This window comes from uncultured Xanthomarina sp. (assembly GCF_963971605.1).
GTDB classification, from domain to species: Bacteria; Bacteroidota; Bacteroidia; order Flavobacteriales; family Flavobacteriaceae; genus Xanthomarina; species Xanthomarina gelatinilytica.
On sequence record NZ_CAXATZ010000047.1, the window covers coordinates 1 to 18,135 of the forward strand.

The following is an 18,135-nucleotide window of genomic DNA, read 5'->3' on the forward strand; positions in this document are numbered from 1 at the left end:
GTTTATACTTCCTTCAGAAACTGAAAGTTTCGGATTGGCAGCCTTAGAAGCCATGGCTTCCGGTGTACCAGTTATATCCAGTAATTCTGGAGGAATTCCGGAAGTGAACATTCATGGGGTTTCAGGTTATTTAAGCAATGTTGGTGATATTGCTGATATGAGCAAAAATGCCCTTTCCATACTAAATGATGCAACCACGCTAAATAAATTTAAGGAGGAAGCCAAAAAACAAGCCTGTAATTTTGATATCTATCAAATTGTGCCTCAATATGAAGCCATTTACGAAGCCACCATTAAAAAATGTATGGTGTTATAATTAAAATGTTCCATGGTATTTTGGTGGTTTTTTAAAAATAACTCAAAACCATATAGAACAGAGCTGTGAATTGTTTCATTGCATTAACCTTTTTATCAATCTAGGTCACATTTGGTTTTTATGAAACCATTTAATCCCATAACTTTAACATCCATAAAATAAACTGAATATGGCAATATTAGGCAGTATTATAAAAGGTGTTATTCATGCTAAAGATGTGTTTTCCGGTGAGCCCAATCATGTTGAAGAGCAAAAAAATGTTTTAAAAAACCTATTGGAGAGCGCAAAAAACACCCAATTTGGCAAACATTACAATTTCAAGGCCATTCTGGATCATGAAAAACAAGAAAAGAAATTTGCTGACAGTATCCCTTATTTCGATTACAATCAAATCCATGAAACTTGGTGGCACAAATTACATGATGGAGAAACAGATGTAACTTGGCCAGATAAACCTTCATATTTCGCTTTAAGTTCCGGTACCACTGGAAAAAGTAGCAAACGCATCCCAGTTACTGATGAGATGATTGAAGCCATTAGGCAGGCTGGCATCAAACAAGTGTTTGCCTTAAGCAATTTTAATTTACCTACAGATTTTTTTGAAAAGGAAATCATGATGCTTGGCAGCTCCACAGAATTGAAAGAAAAAAATGATCATCTGGAAGGTGAAATAAGTGGTATAAGTGCCAGTAACATTCCTTTTTGGTTTAAAGGATATTATAAACCAGGAGAGGAAATTGCAAAAATAGATGATTGGGATACACGAGTTCAAACCATTGCCGAACGCGCCAAAGATTGGGATATTGGAGCCTTAAGTGGGATTCCCTCTTGGATAGAACTAATGTTGGAAAAGGTTATAGACTATCATCATTTAAACCATATTCATGAAATATGGCCAAACTTGCAAGTGTTTACTTCAGGAGGAGTTGCCTTTGGACCATACGAGAAAAGTTTCAATGCACTTATGGGACAACCGGTTACCATTATAGACACCTATTTGGCTTCCGAAGGTTTTATTGCCTGTCAAATGCGTCCGGAAACCACGTCCATGCAGTTAATAACAGATGGAGGAATTTATTTTGAATTCGTTCCTTTTAAGCCAGAGTACATTAAGGAAGATGGTTCTTTGCTACAAGAAGCTCCAGCATTAACATTGGCCGAAGTGTCCTTGAACCAAGATTATATCCTGGTAATAAGCACTGTTAGTGGTGCATGGCGCTATTTAATTGGCGACACTATAAAATTTACCGATATAGAACGAGCTGAAATAAAAATTACAGGTCGCACCAAATTCTTTTTGAATACCGTTGGGTCACAACTTTCAGTAAATAAAATGGACGATGCCGTCAAGCATTTGGAAGATACCTTTTCAACAAAAATCCCTGAATATACCATTTGTGCCAAACGCTGTGAAGATGGCGAGTTTTATCATTGTTGGTATTTGGGTAGCGATATAAAGCAACCGGATACCACAGAAATAGCAGCAAGTTTGGACACCTTTTTAAAAGAGGCCAATAAAAACTATAAGGTAGCTAGAAGTAAAGCGCTTAAAGGTGTAAGGGTAACAGTGGTAGGTCCTGAAACATTTTATGACTGGAATGCCAATAATAAAAAGAAGGGTGGACAGGTTAAAATGGAACGGGTTATGAACGAAGATACATTTGCTGAATGGGAAGCTTTTACTGGCAATTAATTGCTTTCACTTTGCTCTACAAGATGCATGATTTCTTCGGGAGACAAATAAAACTTTTGAATTCTAAGTTTGTATGTTTCGGTAATCCCTGCATGGTTTAAAATAAAATCCTTCGTTTTTAAAATATAATCTGCCATCCCATGGGTTACAGCATAGGTGTCTGCTGCACGTTCTGCTTCCACAATATGGTTTTTTGAAAACAGGTAATTGATGCCAAACCAAAGTAAATTCATATTGCTTCTATTTCTATAGTCTATAATATGTCCCAATTCATGACCAATCCAACCTATCAAAATATCGGATGGGATGTGTTTGGTCAAGAACTCCTTATCTGAAATTTTAAACTTTTCACTAATTAGAATGATATAACTTCGGTTTGCTTTCGATTTAAAAAAACTTCCCATTTTAGGACGTGCCTGCATGGTAGATTTCTTAATGTTTTTTTTAAACTTGAATTCTATGGGCACATCTTTCAATTCTGGGTAGTAAGTTAGTGCCACTTGCACTTCTTTATAAATACTTTCTGGTATAATATGTACTGGGTTCATCTGCATTAAAAAGACTAAGGATATGTAGGTTAATAATAAATTCATCTTGTTTAAAATTCTGTAATCATTTAAATATCATCATTTTTTTTCGGAATTTACAATGCTTTTATTGAAAGAGCTAACGATTAAAGTATTAGAGCAAGAAATTATTGGTTTAACTTGGCTTAAGGAGTTTAGAGCCTAAGCTTTTACGATACCTTCAGATAATAATTGTTTGAACCCTGTCAAAATCCGTTGTTTTTAACATCAAAAACATCAAATAATTTTATACCTTTCTTTTCTTATTTAACACGCGCTACACATGAACAGAAAATCCTTTTTAAACCTAACAGCCAGAGCAGGTCTATTTTTTGGTTTGGCACCAAGTATGTTGGCCAACAAAAACAATGAAACCATAGATAAGGAATTGCTTAATCATCTTTTAACACAAAAAAAGGCGCAGGGAAATGCCGTTGGCCTTACAGCAGATCCTATTTCCAAAGTACGTGTAGGCATGATTGGTATGGGAAACAGAGGAAGTGTTTTGATTCAAATGTTCGATTATTTAATAAAAAACAATCATGCTGAAATTGTAGCACTTTCAGATTTGAAACAAGAGAAAGTTGAAAAAAACAACCAGTACCTCAAAACCATTCAAAACACAACAGCCGATTTGTATTATGGCAATGAAACCGAATGGAAAAAACTGGTAGAAAGAGACGATATTGATTTAATTATAATTGCCACTCCTTGGAACTACCACACTGAAATGTCTGTTTATGGTATGGAACAAGGCAAACATGTTGCGTGCGAACAACCAATGGCCATGACCCTTGAAGATTGCTGGAAACTGATTGAAGTGGCAGAACGGACTCAAAAACATTGTATGTACTTGGAAAACTGTTGTTTTAATGGCGAAGAGCTTTGGGTCCTGAACATGATAGATCAAGGTGTTTTTGGAGATGTTAACCACGCTGAAGGTGCTTACATTCACGATTTACGCAAGCACATGATGGATGCAAACTACTACGAAAACCAATGGCGCATTAAACATCATGAAACGAAAAACGGGAACTTTTATACAGGGCATGGTTTGGGGCCAACCAGCTTTTATATGGATATAGGCCGTGGTGACAATTACGACTATATAACATCCATGAGTTCGCGTGAAGACAGTTTAAGCGCAGGCGCCAGAATGGAAAATTTTCCAGTAAAACAATTTGCCTGTGGAGATATGAATACCACTTTAATAAAAACAAAATTAGGAAGAACCATCATGCTGCAATTCGACACACATACTGGAAGACCCTATTCCAGATTAAATAATGTATTTGGTACCAAAGCTGCTCACCAAGGCTATCCATCCAGATTGTATGTTGGCCATGATGAGTTGCAATGGGGACACAGTTGGTTGAATGATGAGGAATACAAAACGTATAGGGAACGTTACGACCATCCGTTATGGAACAAATTAAAAACTCAAATAGATGCTAATGCTGTGGGTCATGGAGGTATGGACTTTGTAATGGTTTATAGATTGATTCGCTGTTTAAATGAAGGACTGGCTTTGGATATCAATTTATACGACAGTGTGCTTTGGAGTGCCATTACCCCTTTGTCGGAGTTGTCTGTTGCCAATAATAGTGCTAGAACCTTGGTCCCGGATTTTACAGGAGGCACTTGGGAAACACCAAGAAAAAACGAGGTTTTACGGGATATTCTCTAGATTGAAATTAGAATAAGTAATTCTCTTTATGTCAATGTAATTTTCAATAACACTCTTCAATAAGGTTATTTGATTAGTTGCCCTAACCAAATTATGAGTTTCATAGGCCGTTTTGTAATATACATCGTTGTTTAAGTAATCGGTTAAAAACCTCAAAGCCATTATATAAATCAAGGTTTTTACAGCTAAAGGCAAATATTTTATTTCTTCGGGAGTTAATATTTTCAAGGTGTCTGTGGCAAAACCTTTGCAATAAGCGTCATAAAAACCTAAATTGATGGATGTTGATTCTAATTCTGTTGAATCTTCTACGGTGTTCGAACATATGGAACGAATGGAATCTCCAAAATCAAAATGCACAATACCAGGCATTACTGTATCCAAATCTATTACAGCTAAGCCATTGTCTTCTGAATCGAATAAAATGTTTGATAATTTCGTGTCGTTATGTGTGATTCTAGTAGGAAATATGTGTTTTTCTTTTAATTCTGAAAGTAAAAACATGTCTTTTTGAAGATTACAAACAAAATCAATAAGGTGCTTTGCTTTAGACATTCTTTCATTCGTGGTTTGTTTAAGGGCTTGTTCAAATTGAGAAAACCGAAAAGGAACGGAATGGAATTTAGGAAGGGTTTCTATAACCACACTGCTTTCTAGAGTAGAAGTGGAGGCCAAAAAATTTCCAAATAATTTCCCTGCTTCAAAAACTTGTTTATTATTTTCTGCTCGATCAATGGTTTTGGAATTTGGAATGTAATCCATCATCACCCAAAACCCATGAGTTGTTTCTACAAAAAAAGTCTTATTTTTAGATGGAATAAAACTAGCAACTTGGTAGGGGCTACCTGTTTTTGCATACTCTTTTTTTAAATGATTACTGACCAATATTCTATTTAAAACAATATCTTTTACATTTTTAAAAACTTGATTGTTAATCTTTTGAAGCACATAATTTAAACCATTCCTACATGTTATTAAATAAGTGTCATTTATATGTCCAGAAGTCAAAACATCCATTTTTAAAACAGGTGCCTTTATCTGGAATTGATTGCATATGTGTTTCAGTGTCTCCAAAACTTACCACAATGTTTTAGGATATATTCCCAAGGAAATTAACTCTTGCAGTTGTTCCTTTACCTTAGCCTCATCTTCCTTGTAAGTAACACCAAATCATTTGGCGCTTGTTTCAAGCATCTTAAAAACGCTATCGTATTCATTAATCATAAAATCAACGATTTGTGGAATAAAAAATTCAGCTGTTTGGGAGTTTTTGTGTTTTCTAAGGAATGTTGCAAACAAGGCGTCTGCAATGTTGAATACCTCTGGTGTAAATCCCCAAAAATTCATGGAAACTATCGTGTCCAATGGCATTGAAAGATTTTCTTTGCTAATATTGGTATGTTCCACAATATGCTTAAGATCCTGATTTTCGTTTAAAATACATACACCTCTAGAAACTGCCCCAAATTCCGATAAGGTATTTTTCAATGGATAGCCTATAAAGTAGTTCTGCTTGTTTGTGTCTGCGTATAACGCATCATGCATCAATTTAAAAGCATCTCTACCATAAAAATCGTCTGCATTTATTAGTGCAAAATTGTTGTGGACAAGCTTTTTTAAAGAAAGCAAGGCGTGACCTGTTCCCCAAGGTCTCTTTCTTTTTGGTAAACCTGAAGTGTCCTGAAGGGTTATATCCACTTTAATATGCTCTGGAAAAACATTTAAATAACGTGCTTCAAAAACAGATATTAGGTCTTCATTAACAATAAACACTATGTGATTGAATCCAGCCTGAAGCGCATCGTAAACGGAGAAGTCCAAAATGGCATAGTTGTTTACAACAGCATGGACTTGTTTCAAACCTCCAAACCTGGATCCCAATCCAGCTGCCATAATAGCCAATGTTTTTTGCCTCATATTACAAAACTATATAAAAAAACACCTAAAAAAGGTGTTTTGATATGTATTTAAAATTGATAGCGCACTCCCAAACCTAAATCAAAATCCAAATCGTTGTTATCATATACATCATCTCCAAAACCAAGTTCTGGTCTTACATCCAATGAAAGCAACAATGGAAAATCGAAGTTGTATTCAATTCCAACGGTTCCAGATAAAATAACAAACCCATCTTTATGGTCGTTGCCATTGGGATGTTCAAATTTATAAGCAGCAAAACCAGCTCCTGGACCAGCATACCAATTAAAACCACCATCAATGTTCCAAACCCATTGGTACAAACCTATCAATTTTACGCCATCGTAATTTTTGCCATCTGTCCAACCAAAGTTAAACTCCAGTCGATTGGTTTCCATAATGGCACGTTGATAGGATATTGAAGCTCCAAAACCATCGCTATCGCCAAGTCTTAAACCAATGGCGTTTTTAGATATTTCTTGTGCGTTCATAAATGTTGTAAAGCCTAAAAAGGCACATGCTATTAATGCTATTTTTTTCATAATCTTTTCTAATTTGAAGTTCAAAATAAACAAATTTGTTTTACAAAAAGTCATAAACTAATCTTAAATTTATGGCTATCTTTTAAACTATAAATATTTGAAATTATTGCAAACAGATCGTCTTTTTAAAGAGTTGAAACAACAGCTGGAAGGCGATTTTCATTACGATGATTTAACAACATCCATCTATGCAACTGATGCTTCGGTATATAGAATGATACCTCAAGCCGTTGCCTTTCCAAAAACCACTCAGGATATTAAGGTTTTAATTGAATTTGCCAAAAAAAACAAAACTTCTTTAATACCAAGAACGGCAGGCACCTCTTTGGCTGGGCAATGTGTTGGAACTGGTATAGTGGTTGATGTTTCCAAATATTTCAATAAGATTTTACGGCTAAACCAAACAGATAAAACAGTAACGGTTCAACCTGGTATTGTAAGGGATGAGCTTAACAACTATTTAAAGCCATTTGGCTTGTTTTTTGGTCCCAACACTTCAACTTCCAACAGGTGCATGATAGGAGGTATGGTTGGAAACAACTCTTCTGGAACTACCTCCATTCAATATGGTGTAACCAGAGATAAAGTGCTTGAAATGAAAACCGTTTTAAGTGATGGCTCCGAAGTTGTTTTTGGGGAATTGACCAAAGAAGAATTCCATCAAAAGCTCGCTATGAATTCTTTGGAAGGCAGCATTTATAAAACCATTTATAACGAATTGGTTCCCGAAACGGTACAGACCAACATATTGAGGGAATTTCCAAAACCTGAGATTCACAGAAGAAATACAGGTTATGCTATAGATGAACTGATTAACACCAATGTTTTTGTAGGGAAACCAGAAAATTTCAACATGTGCAAATTGCTTTCGGGCAGTGAAGGAACATTGGCGTTTACCACAGAAATAACCTTAAGGCTGGATGTGCTTCCACCAAAAGAAAACATGCTTATTGCAGCACATTTCAAATCCATTCAAGATTGTTTAAACGCTGTTGTAACTGTAATGCAGCATGATTTACACACTTGTGAAATGATGGATAAAACCATTTTGGACCTTACCAAACACAACAAAACGCAACAGGAAAACAGACGCTTTATAGTGGGAGATCCTCAAGCAATTTTAATGTGTGAAATTAAAGCAGATTCTGCTCACGATGCTCAAGTCCAAGCCAATTCCCTAATTAATTCTATAGAACGTTTGGGCTTAAGTTATGCAAACCCCATACTTATAGCTGAAGAAATTGATAAAGCCATAGAATTAAGAAAAGCTGGATTGGGATTGTTGGGCAATATAATTGGTGACAAAAAAACTGCTGCTTGCATTGAGGATACTGCCGTGGCTTTAACCGATTTGGCTGATTACATTCATGAATTTACGGAGTTAATGGCCTCTTATAATCAAGAAGCTGTTTACTATGCACATGCAGGAGCAGGAGAGTTGCATTTAAGGCCCATTTTAAACTTAAAGAAAAAAGAAGACGTGGTATTGTTTCGAAAAATAACCACAGATGTAGCCCATTTAGTGAAGAAATACAAAGGATCCATGAGTGGCGAACATGGCGATGGTATTGTAAGGGCCGAATTTATTCCTTTGATGATTGGCGAAACCAATTATCAGGTTTTAAAGCGAATAAAAACAGCTTTCGATCCTAATAATATTTTTAATCCAGGAAAAATTGTTGATGCTTTTCCAATGGATAAAAACCTGCGTTATGTTCCAGATAGAAAAGAACCTGAAATTGAAACCTTCTTAGATTTTACAGAATCTTTGGGTATTCTTCGGGAAGCTGAGAAATGCAATGGTTCGGGAGATTGTAGAAAACTTCCTGAATTTGGTGGCACTATGTGTCCCAGTTATCGAGCAACCAGGAACGAAAAAGACACCACTAGAGCTAGAGCCAATGCGCTGAGGGAATTTTTAACAAACTCTGAAAAAAAGAACAAATTTAACCACCATGAACTAAAAGAGGTATTTGACTTATGTTTAAGTTGTAAAGCTTGTGCAAGTGAATGTCCAAGCAGTGTAGATGTTGCTAGTCTAAAAGCCGAGTTTCAATATCAATATCAGAAAGAGAATGGCATTTCACTACGAACAAAATTGTTTGCATACAATAATCAATTGAACAGGATAGGGAGTAAGTTTCCTAACTTCACAAATGTTATGTTTTCAAATAAATTCACTGCTTCATTATTGAAAAAAAGCTTCGGAATAGCTCCTAAAAGAAAACTGCCTTTGCTTTCAAATAAAAGTTTAAGTAAAATGCACCAAACTACTTTAAATCAGAATTTTAAAGAAAAATATATAAAAACTATCTATTTGTTTAATGATGAATTTACCAATTATTTGGACACACAAATTGGTTTAGATGCTTTAGTGCTTTTACAAGCTTTAAATTACAAAGTCATTATTTTAAATCATGAAGAATCTGGACGTGCCTTTTTATCCAAAGGCTTGCTAAAACAAGCTAAAGAAGTAGCCACTAAAAACATTAGCATATTTAAAGATAAAATCACAGCCATAACACCATTGGTAGGTATTGAACCTTCAGCTATATTAACATTTAAAGATGAATATTTAAAACTGGTAGATGATAAAGAATCAGCAAAAAGAATAGCTGAAAACACCTTTTTAATAGAAGAGTTTATTCAACAAGAAATTGTTTTAGGCAATATCAAACCTGAGAAATTTACCAAAGAAGCCAAAACCATAAAGTTTCATGGACATTGCCATCAAAAAGCATTGAGCAACCAGAAAGCCAGTTTTGACGTCCTGAATTTACCGGAAAACTATAAGGTAACCATTATTCCAAGTGGTTGCTGTGGTATGGCAGGAAGTTTTGGTTACGAAAAAGAACATTATAACGTGAGCATGAACATTGGCGAACAAACCTTATTTCCAGCCATAAGAAAAGCAGATCCACAAACATTGATTTCGGCAAATGGCACAAGTTGCAGACATCAAATAAGTGATGGTACCCAAAAGAAAGCCAAACATCCAATAACAATCCTTAAAGAAGCCCTCTTATAATTTTTGTTTCTGTAATATAAAATATATTTTAGCGTACTTGATACTTAAAACAAACAACGATACTTAAGAGAATGGCAGGAAACACCTTCGGGAACTTATTCAAACTAACCACATTTGGTGAATCTCATGGCGTCGCTATAGGAGGGATTATAGATGGTTGTCCTCCAGGATTGAAACTGGACTTTGAAGCCATTCAAAACGATTTAAATAGAAGAAAACCAGGACAATCCAGCATTGTTACCCAACGAAAAGAACCAGATTCCGTAGAGTTTTTATCAGGTGTTTTTGAAGGAATTACTACAGGAACTCCTATTGGTTTTACAATTAAAAATACGAATCAAAAATCCAAAGATTATTCGCATATAAAAGATGTGTATCGTCCAAGTCATGCCGATTATACTTACGAAAAAAAGTATGGTATTCGTGATTATCGAGGAGGAGGCAGAAGCTCTGCACGTGAAACAGCTTGTAGGGTTGTGGCAGGAGCCATAGCCAAACAACTTTTAAAAAAGGTGACTATACATGCCTATACCTCTTCTGTTGGCGATATTTTTCTTGAAAAACCATACCAGGATTTAGATTTTTCAAAAATAGAATCCAATGCTGTTCGTTGTCCAGACAAGGATACAGCAGAACGCATGATCTCAAAAATAAAAGACATTAAAAAACAAGGAGATACCATTGGAGGCACAGTTACTTGTGTGTTGCAGAATGTACCTGTTGGACTTGGAGAACCGGTTTTTGATAAACTCCACGCCGAATTAGGCAAAGCCATGCTTTCCATAAATGCCGTAAAAGGGTTTGAATATGGCAGTGGTTTTTGTGGCGCCAAAATGACTGGTAGTGAACACAACGATTTGTTTAATGCAGATGGCAGTACAAAAACCAATTTATCTGGAGGCATACAAGGAGGTATCAGCAATGGTATGGATGTTTATTTTAGAGTGGCTTTTAAACCTGTGGCTACCATAATTCAAAAACAAAATGCTTTGGATAGTTCAGGGAACATCGTAGAGATGCAAGGAAAAGGTCGTCACGATCCTTGTGTGGTGCCAAGAGCCATTCCCATTGTGGAGGCAATGGCTGCTTTGGTTCTTGCTGACTATTATTTGCTTAATAAAATTTATAACTAATTAAATATAACTAATGATTTCTTTCCTTTGGGAAGATATACGAAGGACATATGGGCTTATGAAAAAACTAGCATTACATTGGAAAATTATAATTGGGATGGTACTTGGTATCATTTGGGCTTTACTTTCAAGCACCATGGGCTGGAGTGCTTTTACCATTAATTGGATTGATCCCTTTGGCACCATTTTTATTAACCTATTGAAGTTAATAGCAGTTCCCTTAGTTTTGTTTTCCATTATTAGTGGTGTTGCCAATATAGGAGACCCATCCAGTTTGGGAAGAATGGGAGGAAAGACCTTGGGAATTTATTTGCTTACAACCATTATGGCCATTTCTTTAGGTTTGTTGTTGGTAAACACCTTTAAACCTGGAAAATTAATCGATGAACAAAGCAGGATAGACAATAGGATCAGTTATGAAATATGGGCAGATTCTCAAGGTTATGAGATAAAGGATGGCATCAACTATCTTCAAGACCCAGAGTTTTTTGAACGTGCTCAGGAAATTTCAGAATTATCCAAAAGTGAATTAAAAGAAGCTGCCGTTTCAGACAAAGTGGAAACAGCCAAAAGCCGAAAAGAAACCACTCCTTTACAACCTTTGGTGGACATAGTACCAAGTAATTTTTTCTATTCTTTATCCAATAACGGTTTGATGCTTCAAATTATCTTTTTTGCCATCTTTTTTGGTGTTTGCTTGCTATTTATACCTACAGATAAGTCCCAGCCTGTTTTGAATTTGGTCGATGGGATAAACGAAGTCTTTTTAAAAATGGTGGATGTAGTCATGCAAGCTGCTCCATTTTTTGTTTTTGCTTTATTGGCAGGTGTTGTCAGTAAAATGGCTGGAGACGATATAGGCAAAGTGGTCGAGATTTTTAAAGGGCTCAGTTGGTATTCTTTAACGGTATTGCTTGGATTGTTATTAATGATTTTTGTGATTTATCCTATAATCCTAAAAACCTTTGTAAAGAAGATTCCCTATACAGGCTTTTTTAAAGGGATGAGTCCAGCGCAAACCTTAGCTTTTTCTACTTCCAGTAGTGCTGCCACACTTCCTGTTACCATGGAATGCGTAGAGCAAAATTTAGGCGTAAATAAAAAAATAAGCAGTTTTGTATTGCCTATTGGAGCAACGGTAAATATGGATGGAACCAGTATGTATCAGGCAATAGCTGTTATTTTCTTGGCACAAATGCACATGATAGATTTAACCCTTGAACAACAAGTTACTGTGGTATTAACCGCTACTTTGGCTTCAATTGGTTCTGCAGCAGTGCCAAGTGCTGGTTTGGTAATGCTTATTATTGTATTGGATTCGGTTGGTTTAAATCCAGCTTGGATAGCCATAATTTTTCCGGTAGATAGAATTTTGGACATGTTTAGAACTGTTGTAAATGTAACTGGTGATGCAACTGTATGCTCTATTATTGCTGATGGGGAAAACATGCTGGACTATAAAGAACATGAAAACCCAACAGAAACTTTTGATTTAGATTCATAATCTGTTTTAATTGTTGTGCTTTTATCATTAACTTTAAAAAACCAACCCATTTAATAGAATTATGAATATTTGCTTTTTAATGTATCCTTGGGATACCATAGATCCGGAAAACGACACAAGTTTGGCTTTAATTAAAGAATGTGTTAAAAGAAATCATGGTGTGGCTATTTGTACACCAGCAAACCTTACCATAAGGAACAGTGTTACCAATGCCTTTTGTACCGTTATTGGACGTATGGAAAAAGTACCCGCTTCTTTAAAAGCGTTTTATAAAAAAGCCACAACAAGAGAAGAGATGTTGCCTTTGGCTGGTTTCGACACCATTTTTTTTAGAGCCAACCCTCCGTTAGACCCAATCATGCTCAATTTTTTAGATTCTGTTAAAGATGATGTTTTTATTATCAATTCTATAGAAGGGATGCGAGAAGCCAACAACAAACTTTACACAGCTGCTTTTGGCGATGCACATAGTAACATTATCCCTAATACGCATGTGTCTAAAAACAAAAACTACCTAATACGTCAAATAAAAGAATCCAAATCCGATAAAATGATTATCAAGCCCTTGAACGGTTTTGGTGGCTCTGGTGTTATTCTTATTGAAAAATCGGCTATGAGCAATATCAACTCCCTATTGGATTTTTACATAAACAGTGCAGATGGTACATCCAATTATGTGATTCTTCAAGACTATATAGAAGGAGCAGAGCAAGGTGATGTTAGGATTTTAATGCTCAATGGCGAACCAATTGGCGCCATGAAACGTGTTCCTGGTTCAGAGGACCATCGTTCCAATGTCTCTGCTGGTGGTTCTGTACAAAAACACAGCCTCACAAAAGCCGAAAAAGCACTTTGCAAGCAAATAGGCCCTAAATTGGTTAAAGACGGGCTTTATTTTGTTGGTATAGATGTTATTGGAGGTAAATTGGTAGAGGTCAATGTGATGTCTCCTGGAGGTATCACCTACATTAATAAAGTGTATAAAAACAAATATAAGGTTGAAGAGAAAGTTATCGATTTTCTAGAAAGTAAAGTGCTTGACAACGTAGAAGCTTTTAACAGACGCTCACGTTTAAGAAAGAAAGTTGAAGACGCTTAAAGCAGTTGGAAAATCCTGTTTCAGTTTAATAGATGACCCAATGAACTCCGAATTAAAAATAACATCACCAATTGTTTCTGTGGAATGGCTTAAAACCCATTTAAAACATCCTAATCTTGTAATCCTTAACGCAACCATTCCAAAAGTAACAGGTAATGACATAAATACGATCAATACGCAAATTCCATCAACCCGATTTTTCGATTTAAAAAATAAATTCAGTGAGGTATCTGCGCTATTTCCCACTACTTTCCCTTCTGAAAAACAATTTACAAACGAAGCTCAAGCCTTAGGGATAAACAAACAGAGTGGCATTGTGGTTTATGATGAAAAAGGCATTTATTCCAGTGCTAGGGTTTGGTGGTTGTTTAAAGCTTTTGGTTTCAACAATGTGGCTGTTCTGGATGGCGGTTTTCCTGCTTGGGAAAAAGCAGGTTTTCAAACGGAACCCAAACAAGACCATAAAAATGAATTTGGGAATTTTGAAGCAAAACTCCAGCCAAAATATATGGTTTTTTTTAAAGATGTAAAAAACGCAGCTCAAGACAATAAATACCTGATTATTGATGCGCGTTCCGAAAACAGGTTTAAAGGTTTGGAAGCAGAACCACGAGAAGGTCTGCGTAGTGGCACTATTCCCAATTCAGTTAATTTACCTTTTGAAAATTTATTGGACAATAAGGGGTTTTTAAAACCAGAAGACGCGATAAAACAGCTGTTTCAACCACTAGCAGACACAAATAGAGAACTCATTTTTTCTTGTGGTTCTGGAATTACAGCCTGTGTTTTGGCTTTAGGAGCAGAAATAGCAGGATATAAAAATCTATCGGTTTACGATGGTTCCTGGACCGAATGGGGAAGTTTAACAAACGGTTGATATATATGCAAAGGCTTTCGGTTGAACAGATTATTTTAAACATTGAGAACGAAGAAGCATTTCATGCTGTTTGCAAAGATTATTCCTTTAGCTTAAAAATTGAAGCTTATGTGCCTTATGTCTGTGCAGCCATTCACGATGGACATCAATTTAGAAAAGAATTATGGGATAACTGCTTGCACTCTGAATACGATAGGTGGTATGAGGAAGACCCTGAAACCAAGAATATGATTGCTTCCCATCCCATTGTTCTTGCTGGTTGCGATTCCAGGTTTGAATACGATTTAAACAGACCTCCAGAAGAAGCAGTTTTTGAAACAGCTTGGGGAAAACAACTTTGGAGACAACCCTTGCCTGACCATTTAAAACAAAAAAGCTTACTGAAACATTTAGCGTTTTATAAAGTGGTTTATGCGTTAACAAACAAACTGGAAAAAAAATTCGGTGTTTGTGTGGTTTACGACATGCACAGTTATAATTGGCAACGTTGGGATAGGGAAGTGCCAACCTGGAATTTGGGAACCAGTAATATAGACAACAACAGGTTTAAGGCTTCCATTGAGGCTTGGAGACAAAGTTTGTCTGAGATTAAGTTTCCCAATCAAATTGCATCAACTTCAAAGATCAACGACACATTTCAAGGCAATGGCTATTTTTTAAAATTCATTACAAAAAATTTCCCGAACACTTTAGTTTTGGCAACAGAAATCGCAAAAATATATTGCGATGAATATCAACAAATTATATTTCCCGAAGTAGTCACTACAGTTTCGGATGCGCTTAAAAACAGGCTTCCAAAACATGCTTCGGAATTTTACAACATGTATTCTAGATAATGATTTCAGAAAAACTAATAGAAAAACACCAGAGTTTATTTGATATTGATGCCAATTTAAACCGATTGGTTAAAAAAATTGAACTTCTAAACTATATCAATCCATTGAATATTGAAAGTGAGAAAAAGCAATTTTATGCTTCAAAATTTAATTATGAACCACAGTTCAAGTATCCAAAAATAAAATTCAATGGGTTTAAATTGCATCGTTTGTTTTATTCCCAAAGATTGGAGCGTATTCAAGAGGAACAAATCAGACTGTTGTATGAAGATATTATTTACGAATATTCTGGGTTGATAGAGTGCATAGAAACCATTAACCAAGGTCGTAAATTTTATTTCAATAGCTTAAAAAGTTTTGGGACACCAACTGAAAAGGATTTAGATAATGCCAAATTTATTTTAAGGTTTGAAGATGCTGATTTTTCTCAAGACATGCAGCCCTTATACACAGCACAGGAAGCTGTTGCATATTTTGAAGCATTCTCCAAGCGTTACGATTTTAAGTTCCACATTAAGTTATCCACCAATATTTCGGCTGCAGCAATGGTTCAAAACAATGCACAAACCTTACTTTTAAGAAAGAACCATAAATTCAGTAAAAACCAGCTTCAAGTATTGGCAAACCATGAAATAGGAGTACATATGGTAACCACCTTTAATGCTGTAAACCAGCCATTACAGATTTTTTCCAATGGATTTCCCAATAATGTGGAAACCCAAGAAGGCCTTGCAGTATATTCCGAATACATGTCTGGTTGTTTAACCTTAAACAGGTTAAAGGAATTGTCTTATCGTGTGATAGCTGTGGATAGTTTGATAAAAGGCTATAGCTTTTCGGACACTTTCGACTTGTTGTACAATCAATACAAGCTTGAAAAAGACAAGGCTTTTGCCATAACCCTTCGTGTGCATAGAGGTGGAGGATTTACCAAAGACCATCTGTACTTATCTGGTTTGCAAAAAGTGTATCAATATGCCAAGCAGGACAATGATTTGGATGTTATTCTTACTGGGAAATCTTCTTTGGAATATAAGGATGCCATCTATAAATTGCAGGACATGGGTCTTGCAAATACTTCAAAATATTATACAGATGCGTATTTGTTGAAAGATGCTTTCAATAAAGATTTAGACTTTATCTTAAATAGTTTAAAGTAAGCCTTTTAAAAAAAACCTTTTTTAAGCTTAATTATCAAACACTTATGTATTTTATGGATGATTTTTGCATGTTTTTAAAATAAAACAATTATTTCTATCCGTTCGTCGAGTTTATCATGAAGCTTTTTAAAAATCTTGGTATGTTTACAGTGTCAAAATAAATGTGTTAATATATATTTATATACATATTCATAGTTTTATTTTAATTTTTTGGTTAGTTGTTAAGTTTACAAAAAAGGTCTTGAACATACTTCAAGACCTTTTTTTATGGATTGTCATTATTGAATATGTGTCGCTCTACGCCTGTGAATACGATGCTTTAGAGCAGGAATATTGAATATGATGATGGATACTATAATTAACAGGTAACTAAGGCCTTGAAGCAGTGTCAATTCTTCCTTAAAATAGAAAATAGCCAGAAAAAAGTTAATGATTGGGTTTAAATAAATAAACACTCCCACTATGGAAGAGGGTAGCCCTTTTAAAGCGTAGATGTTTAAAAACATTGGGATGATTGTAAAAACCACTGCAATTAAACCTATCATTTTATAAAAGAATGGTGTTTTAACGGTTTGGAAATCGTATGTCATAAAAAAAGGGAACAATAAAATTACAGCAAAAAATATTTGGGCAGTAAGCACCAAAAACCGATCCATTTCCTGGTTTTTTCGTTGCAAGATTAAATACAGAGCATAAGAAAATGCAATAACCATACTGTAAAATAAGTCCATGAAATTTCCCAAGGAAAGCAACAAACAAGCAATTAAACTTAATATCACCGAAAACCATTGTAATTTAAAAAGCTTTTCCTTTAAAATAATATACGCCAAAACCATGGTTAAGATGGGACAAATTAAATAGGCCAAAGAAGTAGCGCTAACACTTACATTGTTCATCACGTAAATAAAAATATACCAATTTAAAGCCAAAAAGAAACCACTAAGTATGTTTATACCTATAATTCGATACTGTGTTTTTTTTTCAAACGAGAAAAATAATTCCTTACTTTTTTTTAAAGTTTTAGGTCTTAAAAATAATGTGATAACCATCATGATGGCAGCAGACAATAGAGAACGATAACTTAAAATATCGAAAGCTGTAAAATCATCTAGGGATTTTAACACAACACTGAAAAAGCCCCAAATGGTAAAGGCAGAAATAACCGAAATGTAGTATTTGGCAGTAGGCATCTTAACGCATTTAAATAATTTGCAAATGTATCGTAATATTTAAATTTGCTGTTGTTAAAATATGTTATATTATAGAGCTGCTCTAAAAAAATATTGACTGTTTTTAGTTAATAAATTAAACTTTAAATTTTTTTCTCATGTAAGTATTATGACTCTTTTTGGTGTATTCCTGTGTAATTTTTGTCACATCTTGTGGATCTTCAATTAGAGACATAACTACCGCAACCAATTCCGTTCATATGATAACTGGTCTTCGCTATTGCTGGTTATTTAACACTTATAATTATAGAGAGTTTAATTGAATTATAAATTTTGAACTAATTTAAAAATCTAGCTTTTAAATTTTCTGTAGGAATCATACATTCGTTTTGTTTGCCAAACCATTTGTAACGGTTTTTGGCTACATAATCGTAAATCCAATTTCTAATTATGGGAGGAATGACCAAAAAGACTTGCAATAAGTTTCTGGGAAAGCCTAATTTTCCGGCTATTTTAAGAGCTGCTGTAGATTTGTAAACAATTCCTTTTCCTTCTGTATATAATAGTATGGAATCTGTTTTGGCAGTGTCTATTTGATATTTTTCAAT

The 18,135-nt window shown here is 35.1% G+C and carries 16 protein-coding genes; 10 read left to right on the forward strand and 6 right to left on the reverse strand.

Annotation, left to right across the window (positions count from 1 at the left end):
• Positions 1-316 (forward strand): glycosyltransferase (locus tag AACY93_RS12555; protein ID WP_286827599.1); only part of this gene is annotated, 316 nt, incomplete at its 5' end.
• Between the two features lie 169 nt (positions 317-485).
• Positions 486-2,009: a GH3 auxin-responsive promoter family protein gene (locus AACY93_RS12560; RefSeq protein ID WP_286827600.1), complete on the forward strand. Its 1,524-nt coding sequence runs from the start codon at positions 486-488 to the stop codon at positions 2,007-2,009.
• Here AACY93_RS12560 and AACY93_RS12565 read toward each other — a convergent pair.
• Entirely contained in the window at positions 2,006-2,602 is a 597-nt protein-coding gene (locus AACY93_RS12565) for a hypothetical protein (protein WP_286854213.1), read from the reverse strand. The genes AACY93_RS12560 and AACY93_RS12565 overlap by 4 nt on opposite strands.
• Positions 2,603-2,858: 256 nt before the next feature.
• On the opposite strand from AACY93_RS12565, the gene AACY93_RS12570 reads away from it, so the two are divergent.
• Positions 2,859-4,262 (forward strand): Gfo/Idh/MocA family oxidoreductase, encoded by a 1,404-nt coding sequence (locus tag AACY93_RS12570; protein ID WP_286827602.1) that lies wholly within the window; start codon positions 2,859-2,861, stop codon positions 4,260-4,262.
• Here the strand turns inward: AACY93_RS12570 and AACY93_RS12575 are convergent.
• The 3 genes from AACY93_RS12575 to AACY93_RS12585 all read right to left on the reverse strand — a co-directional run bounded on the left by AACY93_RS12575 (position 4,245) and on the right by AACY93_RS12585 (position 6,721).
• Positions 4,245-5,279, reverse strand: a complete 1,035-nt coding sequence (locus tag AACY93_RS12575) for an aminoglycoside phosphotransferase family protein (RefSeq protein ID WP_286854211.1) — start codon at positions 5,277-5,279, stop codon at positions 4,245-4,247. The genes AACY93_RS12570 and AACY93_RS12575 overlap by 18 nt on opposite strands.
• 153 nt (positions 5,280-5,432) lie before the next feature.
• Entirely contained in the window at positions 5,433-6,179 is a 747-nt protein-coding gene (locus AACY93_RS12580) for a sugar phosphate nucleotidyltransferase (protein ID WP_339612130.1), read from the reverse strand.
• A 50-nt stretch (positions 6,180-6,229) separates the two neighbouring features.
• A complete protein-coding gene (locus tag AACY93_RS12585; RefSeq protein WP_007650705.1) occupies positions 6,230-6,721 on the reverse strand; it encodes a hypothetical protein in 492 nt (163 codons plus the stop codon).
• A gap of 97 nt (positions 6,722-6,818) precedes the next feature.
• On the opposite strand from AACY93_RS12585, the gene AACY93_RS12590 reads away from it, so the two are divergent.
• The 7 genes from AACY93_RS12590 to AACY93_RS12620 all read left to right on the forward strand — a co-directional run bounded on the left by AACY93_RS12590 (position 6,819) and on the right by AACY93_RS12620 (position 16,358).
• Complete coding sequence (locus AACY93_RS12590; protein ID WP_286854207.1) at positions 6,819-9,749, forward strand: FAD-binding and (Fe-S)-binding domain-containing protein; 2,931 nt, start codon at positions 6,819-6,821, stop codon at positions 9,747-9,749.
• A gap of 71 nt (positions 9,750-9,820) precedes the next feature.
• A complete protein-coding gene (gene aroC / locus AACY93_RS12595) occupies positions 9,821-10,882 on the forward strand; it encodes a chorismate synthase (RefSeq protein WP_007650700.1) in 1,062 nt (353 codons plus the stop codon).
• Positions 10,883-10,940: 58 nt separating this feature from the next.
• A complete protein-coding gene (locus AACY93_RS12600) occupies positions 10,941-12,386 on the forward strand; it encodes a dicarboxylate/amino acid:cation symporter (RefSeq protein WP_286827608.1) in 1,446 nt (481 codons plus the stop codon).
• A gap of 61 nt (positions 12,387-12,447) precedes the next feature.
• Positions 12,448-13,485, forward strand: coding sequence for a glutathione synthase (gene gshB, locus AACY93_RS12605; RefSeq protein ID WP_007650697.1), 1,038 nt, complete (start codon positions 12,448-12,450; stop codon positions 13,483-13,485).
• Positions 13,472-14,362, forward strand: a complete 891-nt coding sequence (locus AACY93_RS12610; protein WP_286854205.1) for a sulfurtransferase — start codon at positions 13,472-13,474, stop codon at positions 14,360-14,362. Before gshB ends, AACY93_RS12610 begins: the two co-directional genes overlap by 14 nt.
• 5 nt (positions 14,363-14,367) lie before the next feature.
• Positions 14,368-15,198 (forward strand): N-formylglutamate amidohydrolase, encoded by an 831-nt coding sequence (locus AACY93_RS12615; protein WP_286827610.1) that lies wholly within the window; start codon positions 14,368-14,370, stop codon positions 15,196-15,198.
• Positions 15,198-16,358 (forward strand): flavohemoglobin expression-modulating QEGLA motif protein, encoded by a 1,161-nt coding sequence (locus AACY93_RS12620; protein ID WP_286854203.1) that lies wholly within the window; start codon positions 15,198-15,200, stop codon positions 16,356-16,358. The genes AACY93_RS12615 and AACY93_RS12620 overlap by 1 nt, the downstream gene beginning before the upstream one ends.
• A gap of 278 nt (positions 16,359-16,636) precedes the next feature.
• Here the strand turns inward: AACY93_RS12620 and AACY93_RS12625 are convergent, their stop codons facing one another.
• Positions 16,637-17,548: an EamA family transporter gene (locus AACY93_RS12625; RefSeq protein WP_286827612.1), complete on the reverse strand. Its 912-nt coding sequence runs from the start codon at positions 17,546-17,548 to the stop codon at positions 16,637-16,639.
• 317 nt (positions 17,549-17,865) lie between these two features.
• Positions 17,866-18,135 (reverse strand): DCC1-like thiol-disulfide oxidoreductase family protein (locus AACY93_RS12630; RefSeq protein ID WP_286827613.1); only part of this gene is annotated, 270 nt, incomplete at its 5' end.